This is a genomic window from Paenibacillus sp. FSL R7-0331 (genome assembly GCF_000758645.1).
GTDB lineage: Bacteria > Bacillota > Bacilli > Paenibacillales > Paenibacillaceae > Paenibacillus_AQ > Paenibacillus_AQ camerounensis.
On the sequence record NZ_CP009284.1, the window covers coordinates 606,694 to 623,105 of the forward strand.

13 protein-coding genes and 1 riboswitch are annotated in these 16,412 nt (G+C 54.9%); of the genes, 8 read left to right on the top strand and 5 right to left on the bottom strand.

Features of this window, described 5'->3' with window-relative positions:
* Window positions 1-41: 41 nt before the first annotated feature.
* Window positions 42-740, bottom strand: coding sequence for a DinB family protein (locus tag R70331_RS02690; protein WP_042172639.1), 699 nt, complete (start codon window positions 738-740; stop codon window positions 42-44).
* 289 nt (window positions 741-1,029) lie between these two features.
* Between R70331_RS02690 and R70331_RS02695 the strand changes: the two genes are divergently transcribed.
* Window positions 1,030-1,476 (top strand): MarR family winged helix-turn-helix transcriptional regulator, encoded by a 447-nt coding sequence (locus R70331_RS02695; RefSeq protein ID WP_042172641.1) that lies wholly within the window; start codon window positions 1,030-1,032, stop codon window positions 1,474-1,476.
* Between the two features lie 2 nt (window positions 1,477-1,478).
* Window positions 1,479-3,011, top strand: coding sequence for a DHA2 family efflux MFS transporter permease subunit (locus tag R70331_RS02700; protein ID WP_042172643.1), 1,533 nt, complete (start codon window positions 1,479-1,481; stop codon window positions 3,009-3,011).
* 92 nt (window positions 3,012-3,103) lie between these two features.
* On the opposite strand, the gene R70331_RS02705 is transcribed toward R70331_RS02700, so the two are convergent.
* Entirely contained in the window at window positions 3,104-4,084 is a 981-nt protein-coding gene (locus tag R70331_RS02705; protein WP_042172645.1) for a helix-turn-helix transcriptional regulator, read from the bottom strand.
* Between the two features lie 143 nt (window positions 4,085-4,227).
* Between R70331_RS02705 and R70331_RS02710 the strand changes: the two genes are divergently transcribed.
* Window positions 4,228-5,490, top strand: a complete 1,263-nt coding sequence (locus tag R70331_RS02710) for an MFS transporter (RefSeq protein ID WP_042172647.1) — start codon at window positions 4,228-4,230, stop codon at window positions 5,488-5,490.
* Window positions 5,491-5,578: 88 nt separating this feature from the next.
* On the opposite strand, the gene R70331_RS02715 is transcribed toward R70331_RS02710, so the two are convergent.
* On the bottom strand, window positions 5,579-6,247 hold the full coding sequence (locus tag R70331_RS02715) for a DedA family protein (protein WP_042172649.1): 669 nt from the start codon (window positions 6,245-6,247) through the stop codon (window positions 5,579-5,581).
* A gap of 108 nt (window positions 6,248-6,355) precedes the next feature.
* Between R70331_RS02715 and R70331_RS02720 the strand changes: the two genes are divergently transcribed.
* The 4 genes from R70331_RS02720 to guaA all read left to right on the top strand — a co-directional run bounded on the left by R70331_RS02720 (window position 6,356) and on the right by guaA (window position 13,741).
* Window positions 6,356-7,786, top strand: coding sequence for a polysaccharide deacetylase family protein (locus R70331_RS02720; RefSeq protein ID WP_042172652.1), 1,431 nt, complete (start codon window positions 6,356-6,358; stop codon window positions 7,784-7,786).
* Window positions 7,787-7,926: 140 nt separating this feature from the next.
* A complete protein-coding gene (locus tag R70331_RS30265; protein WP_052418891.1) occupies window positions 7,927-9,339 on the top strand; it encodes a DUF58 domain-containing protein in 1,413 nt (470 codons plus the stop codon).
* Window positions 9,308-12,010, top strand: coding sequence for a transglutaminase domain-containing protein (locus tag R70331_RS02730; protein ID WP_042172653.1), 2,703 nt, complete (start codon window positions 9,308-9,310; stop codon window positions 12,008-12,010). The genes R70331_RS30265 and R70331_RS02730 overlap by 32 nt, the downstream gene beginning before the upstream one ends.
* Window positions 12,011-12,202: 192 nt before the next feature.
* On the top strand, window positions 12,203-13,741 hold the full coding sequence (gene guaA, locus R70331_RS02735) for a glutamine-hydrolyzing GMP synthase (protein WP_042172655.1): 1,539 nt from the start codon (window positions 12,203-12,205) through the stop codon (window positions 13,739-13,741).
* 73 nt (window positions 13,742-13,814) lie between these two features.
* On the opposite strand, the gene R70331_RS02740 is transcribed toward guaA, so the two are convergent.
* Window positions 13,815-14,333 carry a DUF3278 domain-containing protein gene (locus R70331_RS02740; protein WP_052418892.1) on the bottom strand — a complete coding sequence of 173 codons (519 nt, stop codon included), beginning with the start codon at window positions 14,331-14,333 and terminating at the stop codon, window positions 13,815-13,817.
* Window positions 14,323-14,526: a helix-turn-helix transcriptional regulator gene (locus R70331_RS02745; protein WP_042172656.1), complete on the bottom strand. Its 204-nt coding sequence runs from the start codon at window positions 14,524-14,526 to the stop codon at window positions 14,323-14,325. Before R70331_RS02745 ends, R70331_RS02740 begins: the two co-directional genes overlap by 11 nt.
* Window positions 14,527-14,753: 227 nt before the next feature.
* Window positions 14,754-14,853, top strand: a riboswitch (purine riboswitch).
* Window positions 14,854-14,980: 127 nt separating this feature from the next.
* Between R70331_RS02745 and R70331_RS02750 the strand changes: the two genes are divergently transcribed.
* Window positions 14,981-16,381 carry an NCS2 family permease gene (locus R70331_RS02750; RefSeq protein ID WP_042172658.1) on the top strand — a complete coding sequence of 467 codons (1,401 nt, stop codon included), beginning with the start codon at window positions 14,981-14,983 and terminating at the stop codon, window positions 16,379-16,381.
* The last annotated feature ends 31 nt before the right edge of the window (window positions 16,382-16,412 follow it).

The window sequence follows — 16,412 nt, forward strand, 5'->3', positions numbered from 1 at the left end:
GATTCAGTCCCTGTTCCGCTTTTGTGTGCGGCCGGCTCCGGCTATTGGCGGGCCGGCTGCTTCTCCAGCTTCACCTTCACCTGCATCGACTTGTTCAGGTGCAGAAAGTTATGCCGGGTAGCCGGCATTAACACCAGTCCGGCTGCCGTCTTACCTCCCCAGTAATCCAGCAGCCACTGCTCGGTTGCTTTGACAGCCTCCTGCTCCTTCACCTGATTGAGCCGCCGGGCGCTGACTCTGGTTTTTAGCTCCGCAGCGCTTAATCCTGCGATTATGGAGCGGGTACGTTCAGCGACGGCCAGCCTGTAGTCCGGCAACGCCTCAAAAGACAGAACTGAGCTCAGCTCGGCAATCTCTGACTCATCCATCCCGTTGCCGGAGTGAATGAACCGTGTATTGAGTTTATCCGCAAAGCCTCCGCTGTGCAGTATCTGTTCCCTGCCCGAGATCAGTACATTCATCGTTATGTCTTCGATCCGCGCTGCATGCCACAGATGCCAGGCAATGGAGTTCCTGCTGGCAGATGTGCGTACCGGATACGCCCGGAAGGTCTGCTCCCCCAGAGTGTTCATAATAACATCCTCATAAGTCGCCAGCCCGCCAGCCTCTCTTGATGCATACAGCCAGCGGTGCTGCTCCAGGAATAAGTCCGCCGCTTCAGAATGCTTATCGGGTCTGCCGAGCATTCCGGTTAATGCCTTGTGATTCTCATTCCACACTTTCCGCTGCTCCAGATTCATCCCTTTCATCCTCTCTGAATTACCAACTTCTGTCCTTACTCGAATTATAAATAAAATCCACCGATGGATATTATTGAGAAGTGTCTGTTTCACGTCAAAAGCTCACACTAAGCTCAAAATCATCTCGAGCCGGACAGTGACACTAAAGCTTGAAAATACATTGTGAAAAAACAAGTAAATCCTTATTTATTTTCAGGAATTTTCAGTAAAGTGTTGACGTGAAAATACGTAAATAGTAAAATAGTTCGTATACGAAGTATTATTATGAACGAAAAGCGTGGTGGCCAGGTTGGAGGAAAAAGAGCGGCAGCTGGATGACATTCTGTCTTCATTCCGCTGCATCACCCATAATTACCAGCAGCTTCTCTGGAAGGATGCAGAAGAGCTTGAAGTAACATCTACACAGCTCATGGTACTGCGTAAGCTGGCTATGCACCCCGATATCGGCATTACCGAGCTTGCGGATCTGCTTCACTTAGGCAACAGCGCTGCGAGCGGGGTGGTGGACCGGATGGTTAAGGCTGGCCTGATTACAAGACAGCGGTCGGAGACAGACCGGCGGGTTGTTCATCTGGCGGTAACAGAGAAGGGCCTGGAGATCAGGGAGCGCAGTAAGCAGTCAATCCGTAAGCATCTGCAGCCCCTGGAGAATATTCCTGCTGAAGATGTTAAGGAATTGCTGCGGCTGCACGGTGAAATCATTAACATTTTAGTTCAAGGGAGAGAAAACAAGTAACTATGAGTACAATACATGCAAATACTGCGGGCGGAGCCAAGGCAATCCGCAGAGGGCCGATTATCGCCGCATTGCTGATCGGTGCTTTTGTCGCGCTGCTCAACCAGACGCTGATGAACGTAGCCCTGCCGAAAATGATGGAGGACCTTAATATTGTGGCCAATACGGCGCAATGGCTGACAACTGGCTTTATGCTGGTGAACGGGGTACTGATCCCGATCAGTGCCTACCTGGTAGAGAAATTTACGACCCGCCAGCTGTTTATTACGTCGATGATCTTATTTTCCATAGGTACACTGATATGTGCGATCGGTACAGGCTTTGAGATGATTATGGTCGGGCGTGTCGTGCAGGCTGTCGGCGCCGGTATTCTGATGCCGCTGATGAATATCGTGTTCCTGCGCATTTTCCCGATTGAAGAACGCGGTAAAGCGATGGGGCTGATGGCAGTGGCGATGATCTTCGCTCCGGCGGTTGGACCGACGCTGTCCGGCTGGGTTGTGCAGAATTATTCCTGGCGCGTGCTGTTTTATATCGTGCTGCCGCTCGCTATTTTCTCCACACTGCTGGGGATGAAGGCGATGCAGAATGTTGGACAGCTGACCTCTCCAAAGCTCGACAAAATCGGAATCATCCTCTCAACGCTTGGCTTTGGCGGTCTGCTGTACGGCTTCAGTGATGCCGGAACCGACGGCTGGGACAGTGCGATAGTGATTACCTGCCTGATCCTGGGGGCACTTTCCCTGGTGCTTTTTGTATGGCGTGAGCTTACAACCGATACACCGCTGCTGGAGTTCCGGATTTTCCGTTATAATATGTATTCTTTGACTACTGTAATTAACATTATTGTTACTATGGCGATGTATGCAGGCATGATCCTGCTGCCGATTTACCTCCAGACGATCCGCGGCTTTACGCCGATGGAATCCGGTCTGATGCTGCTGCCGGGCGCAATTCTGATGGGGATTATGTCTCCGATTACAGGGATTATTTTTGATAAAATCGGGGCAAGATGGCTGGCCGTCATCGGACTCCTGATTACTACAATCACCACCTGGGAATTCAGCCAGATTTCCACAACTACAACATATACACATCTGATCCTGACATATACGGCCCGGATGTTCGGAATGTCCATGCTGATGATGCCGATTGTGACAGCCGGGCTTAACCAGCTGCCGCAGCGCCTCAGCTCGCACGGTACGGCAATGTCGAATACACTGCGTACAGTAGGCGGGGCGCTGGGGATGGCGCTGTTCGTCAGCCTGATGACCAACCGCACCAAGAGCAATATTACCGAGGCTGTAACGAGTGGAGCGGTATCCCAGACAGATAAGGCTGCTATGCTCAAGCTTACACAGGAGGCGACAATCAACGGGATCACACATGCATTCACTGTGGCTACATGGGTAACGGCTGTGGCTCTGGTGCTGGCGCTGTTCATCAGGAAGACCTCACCTCAGGCAGACTTCATCAAGACAGAGGAAGCCGGGACCGCAGTACCCCAGAGTATCAAGGCGCAGACTGTAAAATAATAAAAGCAAACAGGACATCTCCCGGCAGCCATTGCGCTGCTGGAGATGTCCTGTTTTTTGGGTGCAGCAAAGAGATCGGCTGCACTTCTCCCTCATGTACGTACAGACGGAGTATTCTGGTTAGCCGGCTTCGCCGGAGCCTTGTTATAGACAGCGGCAATCCCGGCGGCGATCTCACCCAGTCTGCGGCGGATATGCTCCGGCTCCAGCACTTCGGCTGCAGGCCCGAACCCGAGGAGAAAGCCGTACAGCCAATTGTCCTCCGGGTAATAGACACTCACGGTGTAGCCGCCGTTTCCGTCCGGCTGCAGCTCGCTGCAGTCAAAGTAGTCCTCGGCAAGATGCCTTCCTGCAGCGGAGAAATGCAGCACAACCGGCGTTGTTCCGGCCGGATCTGCCCAGCCGCTGCTCCAGGGCAGACTGCTTACCGGAATATCCTGCCGGGTATAGCGGCGCTCCTCCTTAATCAGCGATTTCATGCGCAGCAGCTTGAAGAGCCGGAAATCGCCGCGCTCTGCACAGAAGCCGTACAGGTACCATGACTGGCCTTTGAGTACAAGGGTATAAGGCTCAACTGAACGCCTGCCGGCTGCGCCGCTGGCTGCAACGTATTCAAAAGAGACAGCGGCGGATTCCTCCATCGCCTCCTTGAGCAGCGCCAGCCTTTCTTCCAGCGGACCCTGCAGCCCCCAGGGTGAAAAGTCGACAACGAGCTGGGCGGTTTTACTGCGGAAGGCTGCGGTCTGGGAGGGAGGGATGACACTGCTGATTTTCTCCATAAGCAGTGTGTGCTCAGCGCCCCCATAGGAGGAGACGCTTTGCAGCGCGGTAAAGATATCAGCGAGCTCACGCTCGGTCAGCATATTGCGGTCAAGCCGGTAGCCCTCCATCAGGCCGATTCCGCCGCCTGCCCCCTGGTAGGTTACGACGGGGATTCCGGCACTGTTGATGCTTTCAATATCCCGGTAGATGGTGCGTACGGATACCTCGAACATATCGGCAAGCTCCTTGGCCTGGATCAGGGGGCGGTTCATCAGCAAAATAACGATGGAAAGCAGACGGTCTATTTTCACAGGCAGCACCCTCTTTGTTATAGGCAATTACCATTTATATTATATTTTCCGCAGCACAAAGAAAAGAAAGCATTGTTATATCCACAACATTCGATTAATATCTAATTAGATATAATATTAATTAGATTGCGGGGGATATGATAATGCGGAACGGAAAGACCGGTCCTGCCGGCAGGCTATCGGGGGGATATTCAAAATTATTTGCAGCAGGGCTGGTTAACGGAATAGGTGACCGCTTCAGCAGTATTGCCATGCTGGCGCTGGTTCTGCAGATGACCGGTTCAGGCATGGCGGTGGGAATTTCTCTGGGCGTCAGGGTACTGCCTTATCTGTTCATGGCCCCTCTTGGAGGAATACTGGCAACCCGATTTCCGCGAAAGGCTATTATGATTGCAGTCGACCTGCTCCGTGTGCCGGTTGCACTATCCTTTTTGCTGGTGGACGGAGCAGACCGGCTGTGGCTGCTGTACACCGGAAGCTTCATAATGGCTGCGGGAGAAGCTGTGTACAGCCCGGTACGCAAGTCTTCCATCCCGCTGTTGGCCGATTCATCCGCTTTGCTCAGAATAAACGGCCTGGAACAGCTGATGAACGGCAGTGTTCTGATCCTCGGTGCGTTCATAGGCGGCGTAGTGTCGCTATGGTTTGGCCCGGAAATGGCATTTATAGTGAATGCCTTATCCTTCCTTGTTGGAGCCTTGCTGCTGTGGGGGATTCATTTTCCGCAGGCAGGCGGCAGAGAGCTGGGCCGGACTGAAGGGACCGGGAAGAATCCGGCAGCAGCCCATTTATCCGGGGGCCGGCTTCATACACTTAAGTATGTTGCCGGAGGGAGCTTGGCCCTGCAAATTGTCATAGCCTATGAGCTGCTGGTGCCGGTGATTAACGGATGGGACAACGTGCTGATCAGTGTATACGCAGTGCAGGAATTCCATGCCGGGGATGCGGGTATAGGGGCCTTTTATGCGGCGCTTGGAACCGGGCTCAGCCTTAGTTTTTTTGCGGGAAAGCTGCTGAAGAAACGGCTGCTGACAGCCGCACTCACCGGGCTAATGCTGGAAGGCGTGCTGCTGATGGCAATCAGTGCGAGCGGCAGCTTTATACAGGCGTTTTTCCTGTATATACTGCTGTCTTTAGCCGGCGGTGTGGGCAACGCCTGTCTGGATACGCTGGTAATGCGGGAGACACCTCCCCGGCTGCAGCCGCTCATATTCGGGATGCTGTCGGCGGTAAGCGGCACGCTGCTTGGCCTTTCGATGCTGGGGGCAGGCTGGCTGCTGGATTATGTGGAGCCTAGAGTGCTCGGCTGCGCCGGAGGAGCCGGATTCGCGGCTATCGCGCTGCTGCTGGCCGGATATGCCGCAGTGCGGGGAAGGCTGCTGAGGGAGCGGGGGCTGTCCCGTTAGAAGGTTTAAAAGTAATCTGCAACAAAACAGCCGCTGCGTTCCGGGGAGTGTCCCGGTCGCAGGGCTGTTTTTTATAGCGATATCAAGGTTAGCGTTCTTTGGACGGCTCTTTCAGCTTGGTCTTTAGCTTAAGCTCAGGCTTACGGCGCAGTACGTAGACAGCGAGAAAGCGGCGGTAGCGGAATACCGCAATCAGGGCAGCAAGGGCGGCAACGCCGCTGACAATCCAGAGGGCATAAACCTCGAACAGGTGGAAGATGCCCATCCATTGCGGACCGAACACCTTGCCGATCCCGAGAAAAATAATGACCCAAACCAATGCCCCGCCGTAAGCGTATAATGCAAATTTCCGGAAGGGCAGCGCAATAATGCCGGCGAAATAGCCGGTGAAATGCCTGACACCCGGAATGAAATAGCCGATGGAAATCAGAAAGCTGCCGTACCGTTCAAACCAGTGCTGGGTTTTCTCAAGCTTGGCCGGCGAGAACAGGAACCATTTGCCGTAGCGCTGAATGAAGGGGAGGCCCGCTTTTAATCCGATAAAATAAGTAATCGTCATTCCAACCGTAGTTCCCGCAAAGGCAACAACAACCAGTGTCAAAAAATCCAGCCTTCCGGTATAGGAGAGAAATCCGGCAAATGCCATTGTGGTCTCTCCCGGAAAGGGCAGTGCTATAAATTCCAGCAAAAGTCCGAAAAAAAGCACGTTATAGCCATATGCGGCGAATAGCTCCTGAATCCACTTCAGCATCTCCATAATAGCTCACTCTCCAAAGGCGGTATGCCTAATTCTATTTCCAAGCGTATCTTCATACAATCTACCAATTAGGTGTCTAAAGCCAATAGAATGCTGGAGGTAGAGATAATGAAGGGCAGCAACAAATCCCTTATCCGCCGGAATGCTATCCGCGGGTTGATTGCTATGGCAGTTATGTTATGTGCTTTGACCGGTTGGGCAGGCGCGCAGTCCCTGAATGAGCGGAAGGCCAACCCTCTGCAGGCCGGTGCTGCCGTGCCTGTACTCTCTAAGAATAATCTTCCGGCTGATGTGATGCAAGATTTGAGCGCCCCGGCTGTGAATCCGGCTGCTGCTGTTACGGCTGCCCCGAGAGCAGTACAAGCCTCAGGCACAGGTGCGGTTATTGCTGCTGAAGTACAAAAGGCAAACGGGAAGACAGACCAGAAGACAGACCAGAAGACAGACCAGAAGGCAGACCAAAAGACAGACCAAAAGACAGACCAAAAGACAGTCTACCTTACCTTCGACGACGGCCCCAGCAATGTGACGCCTGAAGTGCTGGAGGTTTTACGTGACGTGGGTGTTAAGGCGACTTTTTTTGTACTGGGGCAGCAGGCCAAAAGCCATCCCGAGCTGATCAATGCGATCTGGGAGCAGGGACATGCCATCGGCAATCATACCTATAATCATAATTACCATGATTTATATAGCGGATTCACAGAATTCTGGAAGCAGATTAAGCAGACTGAAGAGGCCGTGCGGGAAATAACGGGTATCCGTCCCCAGCTGGTGCGTGCTCCGGGCGGTACGTACGGACATTTTGACGCCACTTATTTTGAACTGCTAAAAGAAGCCGGGTACACCGTCATGGACTGGAACGTAGACAGCGGGGATTCCAGACGCAAGGGCGTGCCAGCTGCGGAGATTATCCGCGAATCGCTGTCACTGCAGGCTTCCCGGGTCATCCTGCTGCTTCATGACGGGGCCGGACATGCGGAGAGTGCCAAGGCGCTGCCGCAGATTATTGCCCGGTATAAGGCGGCAGGATACCGTTTTGGCGTGCTGGATGCGGCGCAGGAGCCGGTACAATTCAGAGTTTCTGCCTCCGCGGCGGCGGAGGAACGGATCAAGCCGTCTGCCGCATGGATAGCCTCCAATATTACACCGAATGCCGGGCTGTTCGGGCCTGGAAAGCCGCTCATCCTTGAGGTGGGCAAGCAGGAGGTGAAGCTTGATCCCGGAGAATACAGAATCAGAAAAGGGCAGTATGTCGTTCCGCTGCGGGCTGTTATTGAACGGTTAGGCGGACGGGTGGGCTGGGATACGGTTAACCGCAGCGGCAGTGTCTGGTGGAACGGGCGTGAAGTCAGTGCGGATGCGGGCAATAAACGCCTGACACTGATCTCGGGTGACGGGACCCATGTAACCAGGGAGTCGGATGTGGAGCTGATCGGCTCTGCCCTATGGCTTCCCTTGCGTGACCTGCTTGAGGAGTCCGGGCATCCGTTGCTGGAGGTTAAAGTGACTGCGGAGGAGCGGCGTGTAAAGGCGCTGTGAGATGGGCCTGTCTTAAGGCATAAAGAAATTCCGGGGTTTGGGCACCCTTTTTCGTGGGAAGAATAGACAGTATTAGGCTCTTGTATATTTCGCTTTCTGTATACCGGAGCTAGTCTATAACCACAAAGGAAGGGTGCCAATTGTCCTCTTCATCATTAATAGATCAGCAAACCGGCAAGAGCAGTCTGCCGGAACGCTCTCCCGACGTCACGGGACTGCTTTTCCGCAGAAGCCGCAGTGTGGCGGCGGAATGGATACGGATGCTGACAGTTACCATTGTGCTGGGCGGCCTCTACTGCTGGAGGGGCGGTGCTTCGCTGCTGTTCCTGCTTACAGTTAGCGGGCTGCTGATGGCCGGCGGATTCCTGCTGCAGGCTTTCGGGCCAAGAAGGTTCAACATCGTCCGCAGCATCACGCCTGTCCGTCCGGTAGCCGGAGACAGCCTGACCGTAGAGGTGCAGGTCAGCTTTGTGACCCGCCTCCCGTTGCCCTGGATGATTATCACGGATTACTGGGGCGGCAGCTGGCACAGGGAACTGCTGTTTCCCGGCTTCCGGCGGTCCTTCCGTTACACTTACAGGCTACACCGTTTGCCGCGCGGCATTTATCACCTGCATGGCAGCCGCATCAGCTGGGGAGACCCGGCGGGACTTTTTACGGGTGAAAGCCGGCTTAAGGGGCAGGAGAACCTGAAGGTTCTTCCGAGACCGCTATATATCGGCACAGTCCGGCCGGAGAGCAGCCGGTACACCGGTGAAGCGATGCCTAAGCGGGGCCGGGGGAGCAGTGAAGCTGCAGATATCCGTAATTATGTGGCGGGTGATCCGCTGAACCGTATCCACTGGAAGAGCAGCGCCAGCAGGGGAACGCTGCAGAGCCGGGTGCCGGAGAAGGAAGCCGCACAAATGTCCTGTATTGTGCTTGCTAACCGTGCAGAGGAGTATGAAATTCCCTATAGCTCCCTGAATCCGCGCAGCGAGCGGAATAAGTCCGAGCCGGCCTTCGAACGGGCTGTATCGGCGGCAATGGGGCTGATGCTCTCTACTGAGCGCAGCAGTGCTTATGTGCAGCTGTTCACCGGGGGCTGGCCTGAGGGTATGGCCAGACATGAAGGGCTGGGTAAAATTCCCGGCAGAGTACAGGAACTGCTTACTGAGATCTCGCCCAGCGGGACACGGAGCCTCAGCAGACTGCTGGAGGATGCTTCGCAGCACTGGATTCCAGGCATGACGGTAGCTGTTATTACAGGAAGGCTGGAGGAAGAGGCAGCACGGACAATCGCCCGGTTCTTGGTACAGGGAGTGAAGGTGGAACTGTACTACGTGTGGGATCAGCCTGCTCCGCTTCCGGGCGGCGCAGCGGCAGAAATGCGGCAAGGGCCGGCTGCAGCAGACCGTGGTCCGGAGGAATACAAGCTGCGGACCGCAGGGACGGTTAGCGGCAGTCTGGCCCGGATTGGTGCGAGAGTATACTGCCTGGATCATCCGGATGCGGCAGAACGGAACAAGGAGGCAGAAGCTCATGAATTTCCGGGGAGACCTACACTGGGATAGACCGCCGGAGGGTACTGCTGAGTTGACAGGTCCCCCTTCTTCCGGGCTTGGCGGTGAGCGTTCCGGTCTTCGGACATCACCTGTACCTATACACAGGCACAATGCAGAGCAAACAGAGAACAGTCAGACCGGCAGTGGGGATAGCGCTCCTCTGTACTACCGTCTGCTGTTCTCTTTGGCTATTATGGGGATGTTCATCAGCTGGCTGATGCCGCTGCATCAGTCAGTACCGGCGGCGGAGACGGCGGAGCTGCTGGAGCTTCTTATGCTTGCGGCCGCAGCACTGCTCCTCTGGGGAAGCTTCCGGGTTCCTGCCGCAATACAATTCAGCTTGCAGTTTGTAATGATTGCGCTGACCTGGTATTGGGCATGTGACCGGAATGAAGGGCCTGACTGGCTCAGTGCGTATATATCAGGGATTCCGCTGGATGCCGCAAGGCTTATTACAGGCCGGGTATCCGGGCTGAGTGAGGATAGCCGTCTGCTTATTCTGGTATTGGGCTGGGGACTGCTCGTTGCCTCTGTGCAGCAGCTTGCGCTTTACAGGGGGAGTATTTCCCTCTTTACTGCAGTATCTGCAGGCTATCTGCTTGTACTTGATATTGCTTTTGGTATCAACACTACCCGTTACGTCGTGGCAGCTTCCCTGCTGATTCTCTGGATGCAGGGGTTAAGTGGCCTGCTGCGGCTTAAGGAGCACAGCGGCCGGCGAAGCCTTCCGTATTACCGCTGGGCCGCCTTTACGCTGCTTACTGTTATTCTGCTGGTAGCAGCGGCGGTGACAGGCGGTGTGCTGTACGGAGCGCGTCCGGCTGCGCCGCTCAGCCTGCAGCCGGTGATGGAGCGGCTGCAGCATTTAGCGGAAGGTGAGACCCCAAGCGGTGTGGAGGAAGCCGGAGCTGCTAATACCGGTACTACGGGCTACGGGACCGGAGAAGGCGAGCTCGGTGCGCCGCTTACGCCCGGAACGGCCCCTGTTTTTACGGCTTTCGCCGGGAGGCCTGTGTATTGGCGGGGAGAGAGCCTTGCTTATTATGACGGCCGCCGCTGGATCCGGGAAGGGATTATGTATGAACCGCTCAGTCTGAGGGGACTGCCCTCGGAGGAAATGTCAGCAGAGCTTACAGCAGCCGGCCAGGACAGCAGCCGGATACTGGATCTGCGGGTTGAGCTTGCGGCTCCGGCAACCGGCGGGCTGCCGCTCTTTAGTGCAGGGGCAGTAGCTGACGTGGGTAAGGTAGAGCTTGCTGACGGGAGCAGTCTCGGCTATGTACTGGCAAGCCCGCAGAAGAACCGCTTCCGTCTGCCGGAGTCTTCCGGCCCTACTGCGATCACGGCTTATGAAGTGACATCACTGCTGCCGGAGAGCAGTCCGGCCCTACTGCGCAGCCTGGGGACGGAAGATCCCGGGGACATTGCCGGCCAGTATCTGCAGCTGCCGGCAGCGCTTCCCGGACGGATTAACACTCTTTCCGCCGGGCTTACCGCAGGCGCAGGGAACAGGTATGATGCTGTTACTGCTGTCCAGAGCTATCTCCGCAGCTCCTATCCGTATACGCTGGATACCCGGATTCCGCCGGGGGCTGCAGATTTTGTGGATGATTTTCTGTTTACCGCGAAGCAGGGCTACTGCGTCCACTTCGCTTCGGCGATGACTGTCCTGCTGCGCAGCAGCGGAATTCCCGCCCGGTACGTGCAGGGCTACGGACCGGGAACCCCGGAGCGGGGCGGCGGCCAGCCTGCGCGCTTCCTTATCACCCAGGCCGATGCCCACGCCTGGGTGGAGGTCTACTTCCCCGGCGCGGGCTGGGTGCCCTTCGACCCCACGCCGGGGACGGCCTTCGCCGCCGCAGGCCCGGCGGCGGCTGATGCAGCGGCGCTGGTTCCCGCGCCGCAGGAGGCGTCCGCGCGAAGCGCCGCGGATGCCCTGCCCGCCCTGCCGCAGGCGGGCGGGACCCCGGCGCCGCCCGCTGCTGCGGCGGCGCTGGTGCTGGCCGCCGCCTGGCGCTGGCGGCGCAGCCTGGCTCTGCTGCCGGCGGCGCTGCGCGGCGGCAGCGGGGGACGCGAGCGGCAGCTGCGCGCAGCCGCTCTGGCCTGGCGGGGCCTGGCGGCGCGGTATGGCCCGCCGCCGCCGGGCATGACGGCCAGGGAGTACGCAGCCTCCCTGGCTATCGGGGACGCGCGGCTGCGCGCCGCGGTCCGCCAGTTCGTACGCCAGTGGGAAGCCCTGGCGTACGGCACATCCGCTCCGCCGCCGAGCCCCGCCGTCTCTGCTCGCATCGCTCCGCCGGCGAATGCTGCCAGAACCGTGTCCGTCGCTCGGCCGCCGAGCCCCGCTGTTTCTGCTCGCACCGCCCCGCCGGCGAATGCCGCCAGAACCGAGCCCGTCGCTCCGCCGCCGAGCCCCGCCGTTTCTGCTCGCGTCGCCACGCCGGCGAATGCCGCCAGAACCGAGCCCGTCGCTCCGCCGCCGAGCCCCGCCGTCTCTGCTCGCATCGCCCCGCCGGCGAATGCTGCCAGAACCGAGCCCGTTGCTCCGCCGCCGAACCCCGCCGTCTCTGCTCGCATCGCTCCGCCGGCGAATGCCGCCAGAACCGAGCCCATCGCTCCGCCGCCGGGCTCCGCCGCCTTCATCGGCCTGTGCCTGACGATTTCCTTCCGGCTGGCCTGAGCAGTTATCAGCTGCCCGGAAGCGAAATGGTCAGCTTTTCCAACAGGTTTTCAGGGATATACGCTGTAGTCCGGTTTCCTTAACAGGCCGGGCTTTTCCGGTCCAAAGGCTTATAAATTGCCTGTCCGCCTTTCCTTGACGGTAAGAATTAACCATGAGTATAATGAATCCAATAATCAAGGGAGGCACGTAATGAATAAGCCAAATGAAATGATTGTCGTTCTCGATTTTGGAGGACAGTATAACCAACTTATCGCGCGCAGAATTCGGGACCTGGGGGTATACAGCGAGCTTCTGCCGTACAATACGCCAGTAGAGAAGATTAAGGAACTTTCACCAAAGGGGATTGTTTTCTCCGGCGGTCCAAGCAGTGTGTATGCTGAGGATGCTCCGCATGTAGATCCGGCTGTGTATGAGCTGGGACTGCCGATTTTCGGGATATGCTACGGGATGCAGCTTATGGCCCAGCAGCAGGGCGGCAAGGTGGAACGCGCAGCCAAGCGCGAATACGGCAAAGCGGATGTAGATTTCCAGCCGGGCTCTGTGCTTGCAGCAGGTCTTGACGGCAGCCAGACCGTATGGATGAGCCACGGGGACCACGTAGTTGAGCTTCCAGGCGGCTTTAAGCTGGATGCCGGCACCGAGAGTGCTCCGATTGCGGCAATGAGCAATGACGAGAAGAAATTCTACGCGGTGCAGTTCCACCCGGAAGTGCGCCACTCTGTTAACGGTAATGAGATGATTTCGAACTTCCTGTACGAGGTATGCGGCTGTGAAGGCAATTGGACAATGGAATCGTTCATTGAGGATGCAATCAAGGATATCCGCGATAAGGTCGGCGACAAAAATGTCCTGTGCGCACTAAGCGGCGGCGTAGACTCCTCCGTAGTAGCCATGCTGATTCACCGTGCAATCGGCGACCAATTGACATGTATGTTTATCGACCACGGCCTGCTCCGGAAAGGTGAAGCTGAGAGCGTAATGGAGACGTTTGTCGGCAAATTTGATATTAATGTGATCAAAATTGATGCGCGTGACCGTTTCCTCGGCAAGCTGGCCGGCGTATCTGATCCTGAGCAGAAGCGTAAGATCATCGGCAACGAATTCATCTACTGCTTCGACGAAGAATCGGCCAAGCTGGGCGACTTCGCCTTCCTGGCTCAGGGTACACTGTACACCGATATCGTAGAGAGCGGAACAGCAACAGCACAGACGATCAAATCACATCACAATGTCGGCGGCCTGCCGGAAGACATGAAGTTCAGCCTGATCGAGCCGCTGAATACATTGTTCAAGGACGAAGTCCGCAAGCTGGGCGAAGAGCTGGGTATGCCGCACGCAATCGTATGGCGCCAGCCGTTCCCGGGTCCGGGTCTTGCTATCCGTGTACTGGGTGAAGTTACGGAAGAGAAGCTGCAGATCGTTCGTGATTCCGACTACATTTTGCGCGAAGAAATCGCCAAAGCCGGTCTGGACCGCGAAATCTGGCAGTACTTTACCGCACTTCCGAACATGAAGAGCGTGGGCGTAATGGGGGATGAGCGTACTTATTCCTACACCGTAGGTATCCGTGCGGTTACTTCCATCGACGGCATGACAGCCGACTGGGCGCGTATCCCATGGGATGTGCTTGAGAAAATCTCCGTCCGCATCGTCAACGAAGTCGATAACGTCAACCGGATCGTGTACGATATTACTTCGAAACCGCCAGCAACGATCGAGTGGGAATAGTAAGCAGCATAAATCTGCTAACTCTCTTCAGTCTGCTTTCTGCAGACCGAAGAGAGTTTTTTTATGCCTGTATTCAGCCCTTTTCCTTGAACATTTTAATATTTCTTTTCTGAAGAAAGTATGTACAGATACCAAAAGCTGCACCGGCCAAGAGCCAGATAAGGATAGAGAACAGGTGGATCTCCAGCTTCTCTCCGGCTAAAGCCGGAAGGAGAAACTCCATTAGAATCAGCATCGTGAAGCCCCACTGGGCTCCCGCAAAGATAAATTTTTTCTTTAACCTTAGAATTGTTCTCTCATAGTCTGCCTCTGCGTCGTACTCGGTTTCAGCAATTCCCGTTTTTTTGAGCCTGATTTGAATGTAGTAGGCTACGAACTGGTTCACAATGAACAATGCAATCGTTCCAAAGGTGAAGGTGCCGTTAATGGTGTCGACAATTAAGCTGATCAGCATGAGGGCGGTTGTCACATAAAATGCATGCATGCAGGCACTGGCCAGAATTTTATGAATCTCCCCCTGCTGATACTCATCCCGCTCCTCCAGATAGCCGACAAAGGGCTTCAGCATTCTTTTCTCCAAATTATTCAGCATGATGATTAACCTCCCAAAAAAGTGTGTTCAGATCAGTGTTCAGGGCCCTGGCCAGCTTAATGCACAAATCCAGAGATGGATTATATTTGTCGTTTTCAATCAGATTGACCGTTTGCCGTGCTACTCCGATTTCTTTCGACAGGGCAAGCTGCGATAAGCCGGACAGTTTTCGGTATTCTGCAACCCTGTTCATAAGCTCCCTCCTTAAAAGTCACATATATATGACTAATTATAAGATCATCGTACTCTTCTTGCGATACTGTGTCAAATATATATGACAATACTATATGAATTTTAGGATTCTTCTCTGCGGAATGTGATTCATGAAAATGTCTTATTTACGAACAATAACGAAAACATCACGCACAATGTTCGTATTTACCATTGACAAGTCATGTTAGTTACACCTAAAATAAAAAAGCGTTGAGCAGCAAAATTATTCGTATAATTCCGGGGATTGGCCTGGAAGTCTCTACAGGGTCACCGTAATGGCCTGGCTACGATTAAAAAGAGCGATTCCATGGAAACCTTCCCGCCCGCAAGGTAGAAGGAGATGAGGGAGCTTCTCTTTTTTCGGGCCGGTGTCGATCAGATACCGGCCTTTCTGTGCGCTCATACACAAACATATACCTTAGGGGGAGAAACATTTGAACCGCTTTTTCAAATTGAAAGAAAACGGCACTACCGTACGTACAGAGATCATGGCCGGTATTACTACCTTTATGGCAATGGCCTACATTCTGTCGGTTAACCCAGGTACGCTTACAGCCTTCGGACGCATTGATATGGGCTGGTATTCCGTATTCCTGGCAACAGCGCTGGCAGCAGGTATTTTCACAATCGCCATGGGGTTGTTCATTAACTTCCCGGTAGCTCTGGCACCTGGTATGGGCCTTAACGCATATTTTGCTTCCGTAGTACTGGCTTCACAGACAACAGAGCATGAGTTCACCTGGCAGATGGGTTTGACCGCTGTATTCATTTCCGGTCTGATCTTCATTCTCTTAACGGTCACCAGGGTCCGGCAGATATTGCTTACTGCAATTCCGGACAGTCTCAAGCATGCCATTACAGTCGGTATCGGGATGTTCATCACCATTATCGGTCTCAAAAACAGCGGACTGATGACAATCGGCGTTGAAGCCGGCAGCGACATTCCTGCTAACAAATTCACAGACGTTCTGTCCTTCGAGACAGTCATTCATATGGGCAGCCTGGAGAATACCAGTGTCCAGCTCGTTATTATCGGCCTCCTGCTAATCGCCATCCTGATGGTGCTGCAGGTCCGCGGTGCAATCCTGTTCGGTATTCTGGGTACAACACTTGTAGCTATTCTTATGGGTGCTGTTGACTTCAGCTCGCTGAGCAGCCCGCAGACGCCTTGGATTCCGGATTTCACACAGCTGAACTTCATGGAATTTGACTGGGACGGCATCATGCACACCGGTATCGTATCCGCGATTGCCACATTTACCTTTGTAGAGCTGTTTGATACTTTCGGCACACTGGTAGGTACTGCTGAACGTGCAGGTATTATGAAGAACAAAGAAGAGGGCAAGAGACGTGTCGGTAATGCAATGTTCGTAGACGCAATCGCTGTAACAGGCGGTGCGATGCTCGGTACTTCCACAACTACTGCCTATGTAGAAAGTGCTGCCGGCGTAGCTGAAGGCGGACGTACAGGTCTGACTGCTGTAACGACTGGTGTCTGCTTCCTGCTTGCATTGTTCCTGGCTCCTGTTGTTGCATTGATCCCGGGCTCGGCCACTGCTGCAGCACTGATCGTTGTCGGTGTGCTTATGGCCCAGTCGATCCGCGAAATTGACTTTCAGGATATGGTTTACGCTATTCCGGCCTTCCTGACCTTCGCGATTATGCCGTTCACTTACAACATCGCTAACGGAATCTCGTTCGGTATCGTTACTTATGTTATTCTGGCTTGTGTAGCCAATATTGCCGGCAAAAAGAAATATGATATCCACTGGATGATGTGGGTGCTGGCCGTTCTGATTATTGCGCGTTATGTATTTTTCGGCAGTGCAGGCTAAACTTCTATAGTACAGCACGGCGGCTCCTTCA

What these genes read in the sequence shown, in the direction of transcription:
- R70331_RS02690 (WP_042172639.1), bottom strand. Translation starts at nt 740, where the DNA reads ATGAATCTGGAGCAGCGGAAAGTGTGGAATGAGAATCACAAGGCATTA.
- R70331_RS02700 (WP_042172643.1), top strand. Translation starts at nt 1,479, where the DNA reads ATGAGTACAATACATGCAAATACTGCGGGCGGAGCCAAGGCAATCCGC.
- R70331_RS02710 (WP_042172647.1), top strand. Translation starts at nt 4,228, where the DNA reads ATGCGGAACGGAAAGACCGGTCCTGCCGGCAGGCTATCGGGGGGATAT.
- R70331_RS02715 (WP_042172649.1), bottom strand. Translation starts at nt 6,247, where the DNA reads ATGGAGATGCTGAAGTGGATTCAGGAGCTATTCGCCGCATATGGCTAT.
- R70331_RS02720 (WP_042172652.1), top strand. Translation starts at nt 6,356, where the DNA reads ATGAAGGGCAGCAACAAATCCCTTATCCGCCGGAATGCTATCCGCGGG.
- R70331_RS02730 (WP_042172653.1), top strand. Translation starts at nt 9,308, where the DNA reads ATGAATTTCCGGGGAGACCTACACTGGGATAGACCGCCGGAGGGTACT.
- guaA (WP_042172655.1), top strand. Translation starts at nt 12,203, where the DNA reads ATGAATAAGCCAAATGAAATGATTGTCGTTCTCGATTTTGGAGGACAG.
- R70331_RS02740 (WP_052418892.1), bottom strand. Translation starts at nt 14,333, where the DNA reads ATGCTGAATAATTTGGAGAAAAGAATGCTGAAGCCCTTTGTCGGCTAT.
- R70331_RS02745 (WP_042172656.1), bottom strand. Translation starts at nt 14,526, where the DNA reads ATGAACAGGGTTGCAGAATACCGAAAACTGTCCGGCTTATCGCAGCTT.